General features: G+C 71.6%; 12 protein-coding genes. 8 read left to right on the top strand and 4 right to left on the bottom strand.

The window, feature by feature from the left end:
* Nucleotides 1-133: 133 nt before the first annotated feature.
* From ACH45E_RS12380 to ACH45E_RS12365, 4 genes are all read right to left on the bottom strand, one after another.
* On the bottom strand, nucleotides 134-2,518 hold the full coding sequence (locus ACH45E_RS12380; protein WP_361437416.1) for a DUF3488 and transglutaminase-like domain-containing protein: 2,385 nt from the start codon (nucleotides 2,516-2,518) through the stop codon (nucleotides 134-136).
* Between the two features lie 22 nt (nucleotides 2,519-2,540).
* Nucleotides 2,541-3,899 carry a DUF58 domain-containing protein gene (locus ACH45E_RS12375; protein WP_361437414.1) on the bottom strand — a complete coding sequence of 453 codons (1,359 nt, stop codon included), beginning with the start codon at nucleotides 3,897-3,899 and terminating at the stop codon, nucleotides 2,541-2,543.
* Nucleotides 3,899-4,936, bottom strand: coding sequence for a MoxR family ATPase (locus ACH45E_RS12370; protein WP_361437412.1), 1,038 nt, complete (start codon nucleotides 4,934-4,936; stop codon nucleotides 3,899-3,901). Before ACH45E_RS12370 ends, ACH45E_RS12375 begins: the two co-directional genes overlap by 1 nt.
* Before the next feature lie 228 nt (nucleotides 4,937-5,164).
* Nucleotides 5,165-5,776: a carbonic anhydrase gene (locus ACH45E_RS12365; RefSeq protein WP_361437410.1), complete on the bottom strand. Its 612-nt coding sequence runs from the start codon at nucleotides 5,774-5,776 to the stop codon at nucleotides 5,165-5,167.
* Between the two features lie 335 nt (nucleotides 5,777-6,111).
* Between ACH45E_RS12365 and rsmH the strand changes: the two genes are divergently transcribed.
* From rsmH to ftsW, 8 genes are all read left to right on the top strand, one after another.
* Nucleotides 6,112-7,116, top strand: a complete 1,005-nt coding sequence (gene rsmH, locus ACH45E_RS12360) for a 16S rRNA (cytosine(1402)-N(4))-methyltransferase RsmH (RefSeq protein WP_361437408.1) — start codon at nucleotides 6,112-6,114, stop codon at nucleotides 7,114-7,116.
* A 42-nt stretch (nucleotides 7,117-7,158) separates the two neighbouring features.
* Nucleotides 7,159-7,710 carry a septum formation initiator family protein gene (locus ACH45E_RS12355; protein ID WP_361437406.1) on the top strand — a complete coding sequence of 184 codons (552 nt, stop codon included), beginning with the start codon at nucleotides 7,159-7,161 and terminating at the stop codon, nucleotides 7,708-7,710.
* A 5-nt stretch (nucleotides 7,711-7,715) separates the two neighbouring features.
* Complete coding sequence (locus ACH45E_RS12350; protein WP_361437404.1) at nucleotides 7,716-9,698, top strand: penicillin-binding protein 2; 1,983 nt, start codon at nucleotides 7,716-7,718, stop codon at nucleotides 9,696-9,698.
* Nucleotides 9,699-9,848: 150 nt separating this feature from the next.
* Nucleotides 9,849-11,369 carry a UDP-N-acetylmuramoyl-L-alanyl-D-glutamate--2,6-diaminopimelate ligase gene (locus ACH45E_RS12345; protein ID WP_361437402.1) on the top strand — a complete coding sequence of 507 codons (1,521 nt, stop codon included), beginning with the start codon at nucleotides 9,849-9,851 and terminating at the stop codon, nucleotides 11,367-11,369.
* Between the two features lie 4 nt (nucleotides 11,370-11,373).
* Nucleotides 11,374-12,789, top strand: coding sequence for a UDP-N-acetylmuramoyl-tripeptide--D-alanyl-D-alanine ligase (gene murF, locus ACH45E_RS12340; protein ID WP_361437400.1), 1,416 nt, complete (start codon nucleotides 11,374-11,376; stop codon nucleotides 12,787-12,789).
* Nucleotides 12,786-13,859: a phospho-N-acetylmuramoyl-pentapeptide-transferase gene (mraY, locus tag ACH45E_RS12335; RefSeq protein ID WP_361437398.1), complete on the top strand. Its 1,074-nt coding sequence runs from the start codon at nucleotides 12,786-12,788 to the stop codon at nucleotides 13,857-13,859. Before murF ends, mraY begins: the two co-directional genes overlap by 4 nt.
* Nucleotides 13,841-15,274 (top strand): UDP-N-acetylmuramoyl-L-alanine--D-glutamate ligase, encoded by a 1,434-nt coding sequence (murD, locus tag ACH45E_RS12330; RefSeq protein WP_361437396.1) that lies wholly within the window; start codon nucleotides 13,841-13,843, stop codon nucleotides 15,272-15,274. Before mraY ends, murD begins: the two co-directional genes overlap by 19 nt.
* A 118-nt stretch (nucleotides 15,275-15,392) precedes the next feature.
* Nucleotides 15,393-16,757 (top strand): putative lipid II flippase FtsW, encoded by a 1,365-nt coding sequence (ftsW, locus tag ACH45E_RS12325; RefSeq protein ID WP_361437393.1) that lies wholly within the window; start codon nucleotides 15,393-15,395, stop codon nucleotides 16,755-16,757.
* The last annotated feature ends 1 nt before the right edge of the window (nucleotide 16,758 follow it).

The raw sequence follows: 16,758 nt of genomic DNA, 5'->3' as shown, positions 1-16,758 counted from the left end.
CCGCAGTGTTGCCGTGACGAGCAGGGCGTCGGCCTTCGGCGGTTGGCCGAGGTGCGTGTGAGGGGCGGCCACCTTCCGGTGGTCGCCCCTCACTCATGCCGCGAAGCCCCCTGGCGGGCGCCTCCCCAGGGGCTCAGCCCTGCTGGCCCGGTGCCCTGCGCAGGGGCGGGCGGGACGTCGTCGCTCGCGTCGTGGCGGACGTCCACCAGGCCGATGCCGCCCACAGCACCTGCACGATCGAACGGGGCAGGAACAGCGCCCGCAGTCGCGTACCGCGGCTCACCGTGCTCTCCAGCGCGGCGGTCACCCGGCGTACGTCCTCGGCCAGACCCGCCGCGGGGCGCGGCCGGGGCGCGTAGAGGGCCTGCTCCACCGCGTCCGCCAGCCGGTGCACCGCCGCCCCGGCCACCGGGTCGAGATGCCCGAGCCGGACGATCCGGGCGGCCGCTTGGCGTGGGGTCTGCGACTCGTCCGGCAGGATGCCGAAGTCCCATGCGGTATCGGTCAGTTCCCGCCAGGCTGCCAGCGTGTGCGCCGCCGCCCCCTCGTCGGTACGGGCGTGCCCGCCCAGCCGTACCGCCCGCAGCCGGGCCCGCCAGAGCATCGGCGTGAACGGGACCAGCGCGACGGCGAGTCCGCCGAGCGCCCACAGCGCGTACACCCACCACGGCCGGGGGTGCGGCTGCCTCTGCAGCGCGGCCTGCGCGGACGGGCTGTCGCACGCCTGCAGCTTGCGCTCCTCGACCGTGCAGCTCTCGCTCGGCGAGACCGGCACCGCGGGCGCCGCGCTCTCCGTCTGCGAGGGCCGCACCTGGTCCGGAAGGCTGCTGCCGGGCGTGTCCGACTCGGTGTACGACGGTGCCGTGCCCCGGGTCGGGGTCGGCTCGAAACGGGTCCAGCCCACGCCCTCGAAGTACAGCTCCGGCCAGGCGTGCGCGTCCTTCAGGCCGACCGACACCGAGCCGTCCGCCTGCGGGGACCCGGGCGCGAAGCCCACCGCCACCCGGGCCGGGATGCCCAGCGTGCGGGCCATCGCGGCCATCGCGAAGGAGAAGTGCACGCAGAAGCCCTGCTTCCGCTTCAGGAAGTTCGCTATGGCGTTCGGGCCCCGTCCGACCTCCACCTGGGTGTCGTACTGGAAGCCACCGGTCACGGCGAAGTAGTCCTGGAGCTTGACCGCCTCCTCGTAGTGGTTCGACGCGCCCGCGGTGACCTCCTGGGCGGTCCTCGCCACCACCTTGGGCAGCGACGACGGCACCGCCGTGTACTCCCGCAGCAGAGCCGCCGGCGGTTGCTTGGCCGCCGTCAGCTGCTCGGCCGTCGGCTGCACGTCCACGCTGGTCACCGTGTACGTCGCGCCGCGCGTGGTCTGGCCGTGGTCGCCGACCAGCGTCATGCCGACCGGCTCGTACCGCCAGTTGCCGCCGATCCGCACACTGCTCGGCGGGTACGGCATCGGCAGCCAGTCCTGCGCGTACCAGTCCGCCGCCGTGACCGTGGTCCGGACGCTGCTGCGCTTGATCTCGGGGCTCAGCCCGATCGGCGTGGGGAACTGGTCCGGCACGCCGACGATGTGCCGCTGCGACGGCTTCCAGGTGGTGCCGTCGAAGTCGTCCAGGGAGACGATCCGCAGATACAGGTCCGAGACGTCGTTCGTGCTCGTCTTCACGGACAGCACCTGGCGGTCCTGGTCCACGTTCAGGCTGTCGCGCAGCGACACCAGCGGGTTCACCGCGGAGATCGTGCCCCCGGAGCCGTTGCCCGCCCCGATGCCCGTCCCGGCCGTGTCCAGCAGCCCGCCGCTCATCGCGGGCAGCGTCCACGACACCAGCAGGGCCACACCCAGCGCGCCCACGCCGATGCGGTGCCCCGTGCGGACCGGCGCCACCGCCCCGTCCCGTGTCTCGCCGGGCGTGCGCGCCGCGCCGCCGAAGAACCGGCCCCACTGCGACAGCCGGTCACGGCCCTCGGCGAGCAGCAGCAGCAGATAGCCCGCGGCGGCGACCAGGAACCACACCCAGTCGTACTCGCCGTCGGACAGCCCGGCGGCCACGGAGTACAGGGCGAGCAGCGGCAGACCGGCCGGGGCCGCGCTGCGGAAGGTCACCGCGAGGGTGTCCACCAGCAGGCCGATGACCAGGACGCCGCCGACGAGCATCAGCCGGATCCCGTCGGTCAGCGGCGCCGGTATCGCGTACCGGCTGACGTCGTCCGAACCCTCCTGGAGCAGATCGGCCAGATGCCGGAAGGCCTCCGGGCCGGGTATCAGCCCGGCGACCGCCTGCTCATGGGCGAAGAGCAGGGTCAGGATCAGCAGGGTCACCAGGGCCTGCGCCGCCACGGTCAGCGGCCGGGCCAGCGGCACCCGACGGGTCGCCGCGCCCACGCCCGTCTGCACCGCCACCAGGAAGGCCGCCTGGAACAGCCACGTCGGCCGGTCCACCAGGGGCAGCAGCGCACACGACGCCATCAGCGTGGCCGCCGCGGCGAACAGGGCCAGCCGAGCCCGCCCGCTCATGACAGTTCCTCCCAGCCGGTCCTCACAGTGCCTCCCCGCCGCTGACCGCGGCCATGTCCCGGCGGTCGTGGTCCGCCTGGCGCCACAGGTCGTTCAGGGAGGCGCCGCGCGGGACGCTCACGGCGGTCCAGCCCGCCTCGCGCAGCATCCGCAGGCCCTCGCTGTGCGGCTCCGCCGGGCCGGGCGCCTCGGCCCCCTCACGCAGCCACGCGCCGTCCAGCAGGAAGGCGATCGCGCCGCCGCTGCGCCGGCGCATCTTGGCGACCACCGCGGCCTGTTCCTCGTCGAGGTCGCCCAGGAACGCCACCAGCAGCCCTTCGTTGCCGCCGCGCAGCACGTCGTACGCGCGGGACAGGCCCGCGCCGTCCGAGTGGTCGATCACCGCGAGCGTGTCCATCATCATCCCGGCCGCGTCCGCCGTCTCCTGGCTGGCGCCGGCGAACCCGTCGGCCCCCTCGCCGGGCACCGAACTGCCGGTGTCCGTCAGCAGCCGTACCGAGAAGCCCCGTTCGAGCATGTGCACCAGCACGGACGCCGCGCCGGACACCGCCCACTCGAAGGCCGAGTCCGGGCCGGCGCCCGCGTAGGCGATGCCCCGGGTGTCCAGCAGCACCGTGCAGCGGGAACGTTGCGGCTGCTCCTCACGACGCACCATCAACTCGCCGTAGCGCGCGGTGGAACGCCAGTGCACCCGGCGCAGATCGTCGCCGTGGCGGTATTCGCGCGGGATCACGTCGTCCTCGCCCGCCAGCGCCACCGAGCGCTGCCGTCCGTCGCCGTACCCCTTGGCCTCGCCGCTCAGCCGCACCGGCGACAGCGGCTCCACACGCGGGATCACCGTCAGGGTGTCGTACGAGGAGAAGGAACGGGTGAGTTCGCACATCCCGAAGGGGTCCGTCAGGCGCAGTTGCAGCGGGCCCAGCGGATAGCGGCCGCGCAGGTCCGAGCGGACCCGGTAGGACACCTCGCGCCGGCCGCCCGGCTCCACCCGGTCCAGGACGAAGCGGGGCCGCGGACCGAGGACGTACGGCACCCGGTCCTGGAGCATCAGCAGGCCGGTGGGCAGCCGTGAGACGTTGTCCACCCGCAGGTGCACCCGGGCCTCGCTGGCGGCGGGCACCCGCGAAGGGGAGAGCCGGCGGCTGCCGGCCACCCGGTAGCGCGTGCGGTAGAGCACGGCCGCGCAGATCAGCGGGAGGACGGCCAGCAGTACCCCGACCCGGAGCAGATCGCTCTGGCCCAGGACGAACGCGCAGATCACGGCGGCGACACCGGCCGCCAGGAAGGACCGGCCGCGGGTGGTCAGCCCGGCCAGGGCCGTACGGATGCCGCCCCGCTCCTCACGGCCGGCCTCCGCCTGCCCCGTCCCCCCGGCGGTCATCACAGCCTCCGCGGGGGCTGCGAGGGATAGTCCGGCACGCCCCGGCCGAGGCCGAGGCCGCTCTGCTGCGGCGCCGCCGCGGGCACCGGCGTGTGCTGCAGGATCTCCTGCACGACCTGCTCCGAGGTGCGCCGGTTGAGCTGGGCCTGCGCGGTGGGCAGCAGCCGGTGGGCCAGCACGGCCACGGCGAGGGCCTGCAGGTCGTCCGGGAGCGCGTACTCCCGTCCGCTCAGGGCGGCGGAGGCCTTCGCCGCGCGCAGCAGATGCAGCGTCGCGCGCGGGGAGGCCCCGAGTCTGAGGTCCGGGTGGGTGCGGGTGGCGGCGACCAGGTCGACCGCGTACCGCCGGACCGGTTCGGCGACGTGGACGCCGCGCACGGCCTCGATCAGCTTGAGGATCTCGTGCGCGTGCGCGACCGGCTGGAGGTCCTCCAGCGGCGAGACTCCGCCGTGCACGTCCAGCATCTGCAACTCGGCCTCGGCGCTGGGGTAGCCGACGGAGACCCGGGCCATGAAGCGGTCGCGCTGGGCCTCGGGCAGCGGGTAGGTGCCCTCCATCTCGACCGGGTTCTGCGTGGCCACCACCATGAAGGGGCTGGGCAGTTCGTAGGTCTGCCCGTCCATCGTGACCTGGCGCTCCTCCATCGACTCCAGCAGCGCGGACTGGGTCTTGGGCGAGGCGCGGTTGATCTCGTCGCCGATCACGATCTGCGCGAAGATGGCACCCGGCTTGAACTCGAAGTCCCGGCGCTGCTGGTCCCAGATGGACACCCCGGTGATGTCCGAGGGCAGCAGGTCGGGCGTGAACTGGATGCGCCGCACCGAACAGTCGATGGACCGCGCCAGCGCCTTGGCCAGCATCGTCTTGCCCACGCCGGGAACGTCCTCGATCAGAAGATGCCCCTCGGCGAGCAGTACGGTCAGCGAAAGCCGCACGACCTCGGGCTTGCCCTCGATCACTCCTTCCACCGAACTGCGGACCCGCTCCACAGTGGCAGTCAGATCTGTAAGGCTCGCTCGATCGTCATAGGTCGTCACCCGGCCCTCCTCGGCCCGTTCTTACAAGGGCGACGCTCTGCGTGCCCACCCCGAAACACGGACACCACGCGGGAAAGGTTCCGCGTGCCGTCACCCCCGCATTCTTGCCGCCGTTACCGTTTCGTGTCATCCGACTGTGGACAACTGCCCGCACTATGTCGGTCTTACAACCTTTTCGACCGGACTTTCGATGCGGGATGCGGGGTGATTCCGGGGCGGGCGGTCCGCTCAGGCCGCGTCGACCTCGCGCAGCAGACCGGTCTTGACGTCGAAGACGAAGCCGCGCACATCGTCGGTGTGCAGCAAGAACGGCGAAGTGCGTGCGCGCTGCATCGACTGGCGTACGTCCTGGTCGGCGTCCTGGAAGGACTCCACCGCCCACGCCGGGCGCTGGCCGACCTCCGTCTCCAGCTCGTTGCGGAAGTCCTCGGTGAGGGTCTCCATGCCGCAGCCGGTGTGGTGGATGAGGACGATGCTGCGCGTGCCCAGCTTGCGCTGGCTGATGGTGAGGGACCGGATCACGTCGTCGGTGACCACGCCGCCCGCGTTGCGGATGGTGTGACAGTCGCCGAGTTCGAGGCCCAGCGCGGCGTGCAGGTCGAGCCGGGCGTCCATACAGGCCACCACGGCGACACGCAGGACCGGGCGGGCGTCCATGCCGGGGTCCTTGAACGCCGAGGCGTACCGCTCGTTGGCCGCCACGAGGCGGTCGGTGACCCTGCCGCCCTGCGTTATGGCGTCTTCGGATCCAGTGGGAGCTGCTGCGGAAGTCGTCATAGGCACGACGTTACTGGTCAACCGTGATCCCGGCCTGCTGTGAGAGGGGACAAAGAACGTCATCGTGGCTTGTTGTGAGCTAACCCACACGGAGGGCAAAACTGGGCCGGACAGGTGATTCCCGTCGAATTGTGCCTCCGTCCGGGATGCGGTACGCGACGCGCAGGCCGGTTGATTGACCGCGCGACACGGTGGACTAAAGTGACGCGAAGCGGGAGGCGACGCTCTCCCTGCTGGACTGAGCAGCATCGATTTACCCGCGCGGCGCGTACGCACGGCCCGGCCTCCTCCCGCTCCCGGCCGGCTGACGCCTTCGGCGCCGGCAGGCCTCCCCTTCACGAGCGGGCGGGGACCCGGCGGTGCGTACGCCGCCGTGCCGCACATGAGAGGCCCTCAAAATGAATGGGCGCGAAGCGCTTCCGCAGAAGGGTGGTGGCGGGCGACGGGAGGGCCATAGTCGACACGTCCCTGTGATGCTCCAGCGGTGCCTGGACCTGCTGGCGCCCGCACTGGAGCGGCCGGGGGCGGTGGTCGTGGACTGCACCCTCGGGCTCGGCGGCCACAGCGAGGCGCTGCTGACGAGGTTTCCCGAGGCCCGGCTGGTCGCCCTGGACCGCGACAAGGAGGCCCTGCGCCTGTCCGGTGAGCGGCTGGCGCCGTACGGGGACCGGGCGACCCTGGTCCACGCCGTGTACGACGAGCTGCCCGACGTGCTCGACCGGCTCGGCCTGCCGCGCGTACAGGGCGTGCTGTTCGACCTCGGTGTCTCCTCCATGCAGCTCGACGAGGCCGACCGCGGCTTCGCCTACGCCCAGGACGCCCCCCTGGACATGCGCATGGACCAGACGACGGGCATGAGCGCCGCCGAGGTCCTCAACACCTACCCGGCCGGCGAGCTCGTGCGGATCCTGCGCGCGTACGGCGAGGAGAAGCAGGCCAAGCGGATCGTCTCGGCCATCGTCCGGGAGCGCGAGAAGGAGCCGTTCGACAACAGCGCGCGGCTCGTCGAGCTGATCCGGGACGCGCTGCCGCAGGCCGCCAAGCGCACCGGGGGCAACCCGGCCAAGCGCACCTTCCAGGCCCTGCGGATCGAGGTCAACGGCGAACTCGCCGTCCTGGAGAGGGCGGTCCCGGCCGCGGTGAAGGCCCTCGCGGTGGGCGGCCGGATCGCCGTCCTGTCGTACCACTCGCTCGAGGACCGCCTGATCAAGCAGGTGCTCGCGGCCGGCGCCGCCACCACCGCGCCGCCCGGCCTGCCGGTCGTCCCCGAGCGCTACCAGCCCCGGCTCAAGCTGCTCACGCGCGGTGCCGAACTTCCCACCGAGGAAGAGGTCGCCGAGAACCGCCGCGCCGCTCCGGCGCGGCTGCGCGGCGCCGAGCGCATCAGGGAGGACGTCGAGTGAGCGAGCCGGGCCGTTCGTCTCCCCGAACTCACCGGAGGGCAAGTGAGTAGGAAACCCGAACTGAGGGGGCGGGCGGCCCGGCTCGCGCGGCTCTTCCCGGCCGGCCCGGGACAGGCGGCGCGCACCCCGTTCGTGCTCCTCGTCGTCCTGCTCCTGGGCGGTGGCCTCATCGGCCTGCTCGTGCTGAACTCGGCGCTCAGCGAGGGGTCGTTCAAGCTCGACGACCTGCAGAAGCAGACCAAGAACCTCACCGACCAGCAGCAGGCCCTCCAGCGGGACATCGACGCCTACTCCGCCCCCGACGCCCTCCAGCGCCGCGCCCGCGAACTCGGCATGGTGCCCGGCGGAGACCCGGCCTTCCTCGACCCCGACGGCACCGTCAAGGGCGTCCCCAGCCCGGCCGCCGCGGACGGGTCCGCGGGCTCCGCCGTCCCGTTGTCGGCACCCGGCACCGCCGCCCCGTCCGCTTCCGGCTCCCAGCCCCCCGCGACGACCCCGCCCCCGGCGCAGGCCCAGCCCCAGACCACCCCCCACCCCACCACCTCGGTGCCCCCCGCCCTCCAGCCCGCCACGACCACGACCCCCGGCAGGTGACGGAAGTGTCCGACAGGGAACCCCCGCGCCGCCGCGTGCCCGGTCCCGCCAAGCCGCCCAGCCCCCGCAAGGCAAGCGGCGGGGGCGGGGCGGGGCGTCCGGGGCCCGGTGGCCGTCCGGCGCGGCGTCCGGTGCGGCCCGGCCGGCCGCGGCCGCCGGCGCGCAGCATCCGGCTCGGCAGCCCGCGCCCGCGCCTGCGCATGGTGAGCCTGGCGCTCACGCTGGTGCTCGTCGCCTTCGTCGTACGCCTGCTCCAGGTCCAGGCCGTCGACGCGAGCGCGTATACCGCCAAGGCCGAGCAGAACCGCTACGTCGTGCACACGCTGGCCGCCGAGCGCGGCGGGATCACCGACCGCAACGGCGTGGCCCTGGCGATCAGCGAGGACGCTTACGACATCACGGCCGACCCCACGATGTTCAACCGCAAGCAGCTGAAGATCGACGACGGCCCCGAACAGGCGGCCGCCCTGCTCGCCCCGATCCTCGGCCAGGACCAGGCCGACCTGCTGCGCAAGCTGCGGCCCGCGAACAAGAACCTGCGCTATGTGAAGCTGGCGAGCCGCCAGACCCCTCAGGTCTGGAACCAGATCAAGGACATCAGGTCCGCGCTCACCGAGAAGGCGGCCAAGGACCACTCCACCGTCAACGTCCTCGCCGGTGTCTTCTCCGACCCCAGCAGCAAGCGCGTGTACCCCAACCGCGACCTGGCCGCCGGGATACTGGGCTGGGTCAACGCCGACGGCAAGGGCGGCGGAGGCATCGAGCAGCAGCTGAACAAGCAGCTCACCGGCAAGGACGGCAAGGTCCGCTACGCCCAGTCCGGCGGCCGCCAGGTCCCCACCGCGGGCTCCACCGAGACCCCCGCCGTGCCCGGCGCCGACGTCGAGCTCACCATCGACCGCGACATCCAGTGGGCCGCCCAGAACGCCATCACCGACCAGGTGAAGAAGTCCGGCGCGGACCGCGGCTACGTGATCGTCCAGGACACCCGCACCGGCCAGATCCTGGCCATGGCCAACTCGCCCGGCTTCGACCCCAACGACCTGGCCAAGGCCGACGGCGCGGCCATGGGCAACGCGGCCGTACAGGACGCCTTCGAGCCCGGTTCCACCGCGAAGATCATGTCGATGGCGGCGGTGCTGGAACAGAACGTCGCCACCCCGCTGACCCACGTCGTCGTCCCCAACCGGCTGCACCGCGGCGACCGGCTCTTCCAGGACGACATCGACCACGCCACCTGGTACCTCACGCTCAACGGCGTACTGGCCAAGTCCAGCAACATCGGCACCATCCTGGCCACCGGCCAGCTCGGCAAGGCCCAGCCGCAGGCCAACAGGGTCCTCTACTCCTACCTGCGCAAGTTCGGCATCGGCAGCCCCACCGGGCTCGGCTTCCCCGGCGAGACCAGCGGCATCCTCGCGCCCGCCGGCAAGTGGTCCACCTCGCAGCAGTACACGATTCCTTTCGGCCAGGGTTTCTCCCTCAGCGCCATGCAGGCCGCCTCCGTCTACTCGACCATCGCCAACGGCGGCGTCCGCGTCCAGCCGACCCTGGTGCGCGGCGAGGAGGGCGCCGACGGCCGCTTCACCCCCGCGGCGAAGCCCAAGAAGACCCGGGTGATCAGCGAGAAGACCGCCAAGGCCCTCGCCCGGATGCTGGAGTCGGTGGTGGGCGACGAGCAGGGCACCGGCATCAAGGCCCGTATCCCGGGGTACCGGGTGGCCGGCAAGACCGGCACGGCCAACCGTGTGGATCCGGCCACCGGAAGGTACCGCGGGTACACCTCGTCGTTCGCCGGATTCGCACCCGCGGACAACCCGCGCGTCACCGTCTACTGCGCGATCCAGAACGCCACGAAGGGCAGCTACTTCGGTGGCCAGATCTGCGGCCCGATCTACAAGCAGGTGATGGAGTTCGCGCTCAAGACCCTCCAGGTCCCGCCGACCGGTGCCAAGCCCGCGAACCTGCCCGTCGACTTCAAGCCCTGACCAGGAACGATTCCCGTGACAACGATCACTCCCGGCCCCGGGAGCCCCGACGCCCCCCGGCCCTCGCTTGGCTCCGGAGCGGCTACTCCCGGTACGCTCACCGCCGTGCCACACGCTGATCAGTCCCAAACCACCCAGAAGGGCGCTTCCGTGACATATCCGGGGCCGCCGCGGCCGGTTCAGGTCTCCGCCACACCCCTCGCGGAGCTCGCCGATCAGCTGGGTGCCGAACGACCGCAGAGCGCCGCCGAGGTCACGGGCATCACCCACGACTCGCGCGCCGTCCGCCCCGGCGACCTGTACGCCGCCCTGCCGGGCGCCCGCGTGCACGGCGCCGACTTCGTCACCCAGGCCGCCGGCCTGGACGCGGTCGCGGTCCTGACCGACCCGACCGGCGCCGAGCGCGCCGCCGCGACCGGACTGCCGGTCCTGGTCGTGGACGACCCGCGCGCGTGCATGGGGGAGCTGGCGGCCACCATCTACGGCCACCCCGGCCGCGATCTGCTCCAGATCGGCATCACCGGCACCTCCGGCAAGACCACCACCGCCTACCTCGTCGAGGGCGGTCTGAAGACGGCCAGGTCCACCGGGCTGATCGGCACGGTCGAGATGCGCATCGGCGACGAACGCATCAAGTCCGAGCGCACCACCCCCGAGGCCACCGACCTCCAGGCGCTGTTCGCCGTCATGCGCGAGCGGGGCGTCGAGGCGGTCGCCATGGAGGTCTCCAGCCACGCCCTGGTCCTCGGCCGGGTCGACGGCTGCGTCTTCGACATCGCCGTCTTCACCAACCTCAGCCCGGAGCACATGGAGTTCCACTCCGGCATGGAGGACTACTTCCAGGCCAAGGCGCAGCTCTTCACCCCGAAGCGCAGCAGACTCGGCGTGGTCAACACCGACGACGAGTACGGCCGCCGGCTCGCCCGCGAGGCGACCGTCCCGGTGGTCACCTTCTCCGCCGAGGGCCACCCCGACGCCGACTGGCGTGCGGAGGACGTCCAGGTCGGCCCGATGGACTCGACGTTCACCGTGCTCGGCCCGAACGGCGAGCGGATCACCGCCAAGGCGCCACTGCCGGGCGCCTTCAACGTGGCGAACACCCTCGCCGCCATCGTCGCCCTCGCCGCCGCCGGTCTCGATCCGCAGTCCGCCGCCGACGGCATCGCCGCCGTACCGGGCGTGCCGGGCCGCCTGGAGCGGGTGGACGCCGGGCAGCCGTATCTGGCGGTCGTCGACTACGCCCACAAGACCGACGCGGTCGAGTCGGTGCTCAAGGCCCTGCGCAAGGTCACCAAGGGCCGTCTGCACGTCGTCCTCGGCTGCGGCGGCGACCGCGACACCACCAAGCGCGCCCCGATGGGCGCGGCCGTCGCCCGGTTCGCCGACACCGCCGTACTGACCTCCGACAACCCCCGCTCCGAGGACCCGCTCGCGATCCTGGCCACCATGCTCCAGGGCGCGGCCGGCGTGCCCGCGCACGAGCGCGGCGAGGTGCTGCTCTTCGAGGAGCGCGCCGCCGCGATCGCCGCCGCCGTCGGCCGGGCGCACCCCGGGGACACCGTGCTGGTCGCCGGCAAGGGCCACGAGCAGGGCCAGGACATCGCCGGCGTGATCCGTCCCTTCGACGACCGCCAGGTGCTTCGCGAAGCTATCCAGAAGACCCAGGGATGAACTTGTGATCGCCCTCTCCCTCGCCGAGATCGCAGCAGTCGTCGGCGGGCAGACGCACGACATACCGGATCCATCCGTCCAGGTCACCGGGCCAGTGGTCCGGGACTCCAGGGAGGCGGTGCCGGGCAGCCTGTTCGTCGCCTTCGTCGGCGAGCGCGTCGACGGCCACGACTTCGCCGCGCAGGTCGTGGCGGCGGGCTCGGTCGCCGTCCTGGCCTCGCGCCCCGTCGGGGTGCCCGCGATCGTCGTCGAGGACGTGCAGAGCGCCCTCGGCGCCCTCGCCCGTCACGTCGTACGACGGCTCGGCGCGACCCTCGTCGCCCTGACCGGCTCGGCGGGCAAGACCAGCACCAAGGACCTCATCGCCCAGGTGCTGCGGCGCAAGGCGCCGACGGTGTTCACCCCCGGCTCGCTCAACAACGAGATCGGGCTGCCGCTGACCGCCCTGTCCGCCACCGAGGAGACCCGCTTCCTGGTGCTGGAGATGGGCGCCCGGGGCATCGGCCACATCCGCTACCTCGCCGAGCTGACCCCGCCGAAGGTCGGGCTCGTGCTCAACGTCGGCACCGCCCACATCGGCGAGTTCGGCGGCCGTGAGCAGATCGCGCAGGCGAAGGGCGAGCTCGTGGAGGCCCTGCCCGCCGCCGAGGACGGCGGGACCGCGATCCTCAACGCCGACGACCCGTTGGTCCGGGCCATGGCCTCCCGTACCCAGGCGAAGGTGATCCTTTTCGGAGAGTCGGCCGAAGCGGACGTACGGGCCGAGAACGTGCGACTCACGGACAGCGGACAGCCCCGGTTCAGGCTTCACACACCCTCCGGTGCAAGCGATGTGACCATGCGCCTGTACGGTGAGCATCACGTGTCGAACGCGCTCGCCGCGGCCGCCGTCGCCCATGAGCTGGGCATGTCCGCGGAAGAGATCGCCACCGCGCTCTCCGAGGCGGGCTCCCTCTCCCGCTGGCGCATGGAGGTCACGGAGCGCCCGGACGGCGTGACCATCGTCAACGACGCCTACAACGCCAACCCCGAGTCCATGCGGGCCGCGCTTCGCGCGCTCGCGGCCATGGGCCAGGGGCGGCGGACCTGGGCGGTGCTCGGCAAGATGGCCGAGCTCGGGGACGAGGCGCTCGCCGAGCACGACGCGGTCGGGCGGCTCGCCGTCCGGCTCAACGTCAGCAAGCTCGTCGCGGTCGGGGGGATCGAAGCCTCCTGGCTGCAACTGGGCGCATATAACGAGGGTTCGTGGGGTGAGGAGTCGGTGCACGTGTCCGACGCACAGGCGGCGGTCGACCTGTTGCGCAGCGAGTTGCGCCCGGGGGACGTCGTGCTGGTGAAGGCGTCCCGTTCGGTGGGGCTGGAGAGCGTTGCCCAGGCGCTGGTCGAGAGCGGTGCCGAGGGTGAGGTTGCCGCCCGATGATGAACCAGATCCTGTTCTCGGGAGTCATCGGCCTCTTCCTGACGCTGGTCGGCACTCCGCTGCTGATCAAGCTGCTGGCCCGCAAGGGCTACGGCCAGTACATCCGTGACGACGGCCCGCGCGAGCACGCCAGCAAGCGCGGTACGCCGACCATGGGCGGTATCGCGTTCATCCTGGCCACGATCGCCGCCTACTTCCTCAGCAAGGTGATCACCGGCAAGCCGCCGACGTACTCCGGGCTGCTGGTCCTCGGCCTGATGGCGGGCATGGGCCTCGTCGGCTTCCTGGACGACTACATCAAGATCGTCAAGCGGCGTTCGCTGGGTCTGCGGGCCAAGGCGAAGATGGCCGGCCAGCTGATCGTCGGTATCGGCTTCGCCGTGCTGTCGCTGATGTTCTCCGACTCGCGCGGCAACACCCCGGCGTCCACGAAGCTGTCGTTCATCACGGACTTCGGCTGGTCGATCGGCCCGGTGCTGTTCGTGGTCTGGGCGCTGTTCATGATCCTCGCGATGTCGAACGGCGTGAACCTGACGGACGGCCTGGACGGTCTCGCCACCGGCGCCTCCGTCCTCGTCTTCGGTGCCTACACGTTCATCGGCGTCTGGCAGTTCCAGGAGTCCTGCGCCAACGCGCAGACGCTGACCAACCCGAACGCCTGCTACGAGGTGCGCGACCCGCTGGACCTCGCGGTCATCGCCTCGGCGCTGATGGGTTCCTGCATCGGCTTCCTGTGGTGGAACACCTCGCCGGCCAAGATCTTCATGGGCGACACCGGTTCGCTCGCCCTCGGCGGTGTCCTCACCGGCCTGGCCATCCTCTCCCGCACGGAGCTGCTGGTGGCCCTCATGGGCGGTCTGTTCGTCCTCATCACCATGTCGGTGGTCATCCAGGTCGGCTCCTTCCGGCTCACCGGAAAGCGCGTCTTCCGGATGGCGCCGCTCCAGCACCACTTCGAACTCAAGGGCTGGTCCGAAGTCCTGGTAGTGGTCCGATTCTGGATCATCCAGGGCATCTGTGTAATTGTCGGACTGGGCCTCTTCTACGCGGGATGGGCAGCGGAAAAGTGACCGACTGGCAGGGCAAGCACGTCACCGTCGCCGGGCTCGGCGTCTCCGGCGTCCCGGCGGCCAAGGTGCTGCACGGACTCGGCGCGAAGGTCACCGTCGTCAACGACGGCGACGACGAGCGGGCACGGGCCCAGGCGGCCGAGCTGGAGGCGCTCGGGATCACCGTGCGCCTCGGCGACGGCGCCACCCTGCCGCAGGGCACCGAACTGATCGTCACCGCACCCGGCTGGCAGCCGGACAAGCCGCTGTTCGCCGCCGCCGGGCAGGCCGGCGTCCCCGTCTGGGGCGACGTCGAGCTCGCCTGGCGGCTGCGGGGCCGGGACGGCAAGAAGGCCGCGCCCTGGCTCGCCGTCACCGGCACCAACGGAAAGACCACCACCGTCCAGATGCTCGCCTCCATCCTCGATGCGGCGGGCCTGCGCACGGCGGCCGTCGGCAACATCGGCGTCTCGCTGCTGGACGCCGTCCTCGGCGAGAAGGAGTACGACGTACTCGCCGTGGAGCTCTCCAGCTACCAGCTGCACTGGGCGCCCTCCCTGCGCGCGCACTCGGCCGCGGTGCTGAACCTCGCGCCCGACCACCTCGACTGGCACGGCTCCATGGAGGCCTACGCCGCCGACAAGGGCCGTATCTACGAGGGCAATCGGGTCGCCTGCGTCTACAACGTGGCCGACAAGCTCACCGAGGACCTGGTGCGCGAGGCGGACGTCGAGGAGGGCTGCCGGGCCATCGGCTTCACCCTCGGCACCCCCGGGCCCTCCCAACTGGGCGTGGTGGACGGCATCCTGGTCGACCGCGCCTTCGTCGAGAACCGGCAGAAGAACGCCCAGGAGCTCGCCGAGGTCTCCGACGTCAACCCGCCCGCCCCGCACAACATCGCCAACGCCCTTGCCGCGGCGGCCCTCGCGCGCGCCTTCGGCGTGCCTCCGCAGGCCGTGCGGGACGGCCTGCGGGCCTTCACCCCGGACGCCCACCGCATCGCGAAGGTGGCGGAAGTGGAGGGCGTGACCTACATCGACGACTCGAAGGCCACCAACACCCACGCGGCAGAGGCCTCGTTGGCGTCATATGAGCCGATCGTATGGATTGCGGGCGGTCTGGCGAAGGGCGCCACCTTCGACGAACTGGTCGCCAAGTCGGCAAAGCGACTTCGCGCCGCCGTCCTCATCGGCGCCGACCGCGCCCTGATCCGCGAGGCCCTCGCGCGACACGCGCCGGAAGTACCCGTCGTCGAGCTCGACCGGACCGACACTGGGGCGATGCTCCAGGCGGTGACGGAAGCCAAGCGGCTGGCGGTCGAGGGCGACACGGTGCTGCTTGCGCCGGCCTGTGCCTCCATGGACATGTTCACCAACTACAACCAGCGCGGTGACGCGTTCGCGGAGGCGGTCCGCGAACTCGGCGCGGGCGCCTGACGGCGGGTCCCGTCTCCAGCGGGTGCTTCGGGACCCCAGGTTCGGTTCTGGGGAACTCAGGACAGGCCCTAGGAGGGACGCGTGACTCGGATGTGGCTGAAGTCGGGAGGTGCCGGTGATGTCCGGTAGCCGTACAGGCCGTCCTCCCGTTCAGCGGGCCGTCAGACGGCCGCCGTCCCCCCGGCCGCCGCGCGACAATCCCGTACGACGGCTCTTCACGCGCGCGCGGAAGGCCTGGGACCGGCCGCTGACCGCCTACTACCTGATCCTCGGCGGCAGCGTGCTGATCACCGTGCTGGGGCTGGTGATGGTCTACTCGGCCTCCCAGATCACCGCGCTCCAGCTGTCGCTGCCGGGGTCGTACTTCTTCCGCAAGCAGTTCCTGGCCGCGGCCATCGGCGGCGGGCTGATGTTCGCCGCCTCCCGGATGCCGGTGAAGCTGCACCGGGCGCTGGCCTATCCGATCCTCGCCGGCGCCGTCTTCCTGATGGTCCTGGTGCAGGTGCCGGGGATAGGGATGGCGGTCAACGGCAACCAGAACTGGATCTCGCTCGGCGGCTCCTTCCAGATCCAGCCCAGCGAGTTCGGCAAGCTCGCGCTGGTGCTGTGGGGCGCCGACCTGATGGCGCGCAAGCACGACCGCAAGCTGCTGACCCAGTGGAAGCACATGCTGGTGCCGCTCGTCCCGGTCGCCTTCCTGCTGCTCGGGCTGATCATGCTCGGCGGGGACATGGGCACCGCGATCATCCTCACCGCGATCCTCTTCGGACTGCTGTGGCTGGCGGGGGCGCCGACCCGGCTGTTCGTCGGCGTGCTGTCGATCGCCGGCCTGATCGGTGTGGTCCTGATCAAGACCAGCCCCAACCGCATGGCCCGCCTCGCCTGCATCGGCGCCACCGAGCCCCGCTCCGGGGTCGCCGACTGCTGGCAGGCCGTGCACGGGATCTACGCGCTCGCCTCCGGCGGTCTCTTCGGCTCCGGGCTCGGCGCGAGTGTGGAAAAATGGGGCCAACTCCCCGAAGCCCACACCGACTTCATCTTCGCCGTCACCGGTGAGGAACTGGGCCTGGCAGGGACGCTGTCGGTGCTCGCCCTCTTCGCGGCTCTAGGCTATGCGGGTATCCGCGTGGCCGGACGTACGGAGGATCCCTTCGTGAGGTATGCCGCGGGAGGCGTGACCACCTGGATCACCGCCCAGGCGGTGATCAACATCGGTGCGGTGCTCGGTCTGCTGCCGATCGCCGGCGTCCCCCTCCCGCTGTTCTCCTACGGAGGGTCCGCCCTGCTGCCGACCATGTTCGCCATCGGGCTGCTGATCGCCTTCGCGCGCGACGAGCCCGCTGCGCGGGCGGCGCTTGCGATGCGGCAGCCTCGCTTTGGTAAAAAACGGGGGGCTGGGGGTTCTGTGTTCAATCGGGGGCCCCGGAGATGGAAAACGATGCGACGGCGCGCCTCGGCGGCGCGCTCGTCCGGAGAGCGGTGAA

Origin of the sequence: Streptomyces sp. NPDC020299 (genome assembly GCF_044387825.1) — a bacterium.
GTDB lineage: Bacteria > Actinomycetota > Actinomycetes > Streptomycetales > Streptomycetaceae > Streptomyces.
The sequence above is the reverse complement of the archived record's forward strand: the minus strand, read 5'-3'. Positions and strand labels throughout refer to the sequence as shown.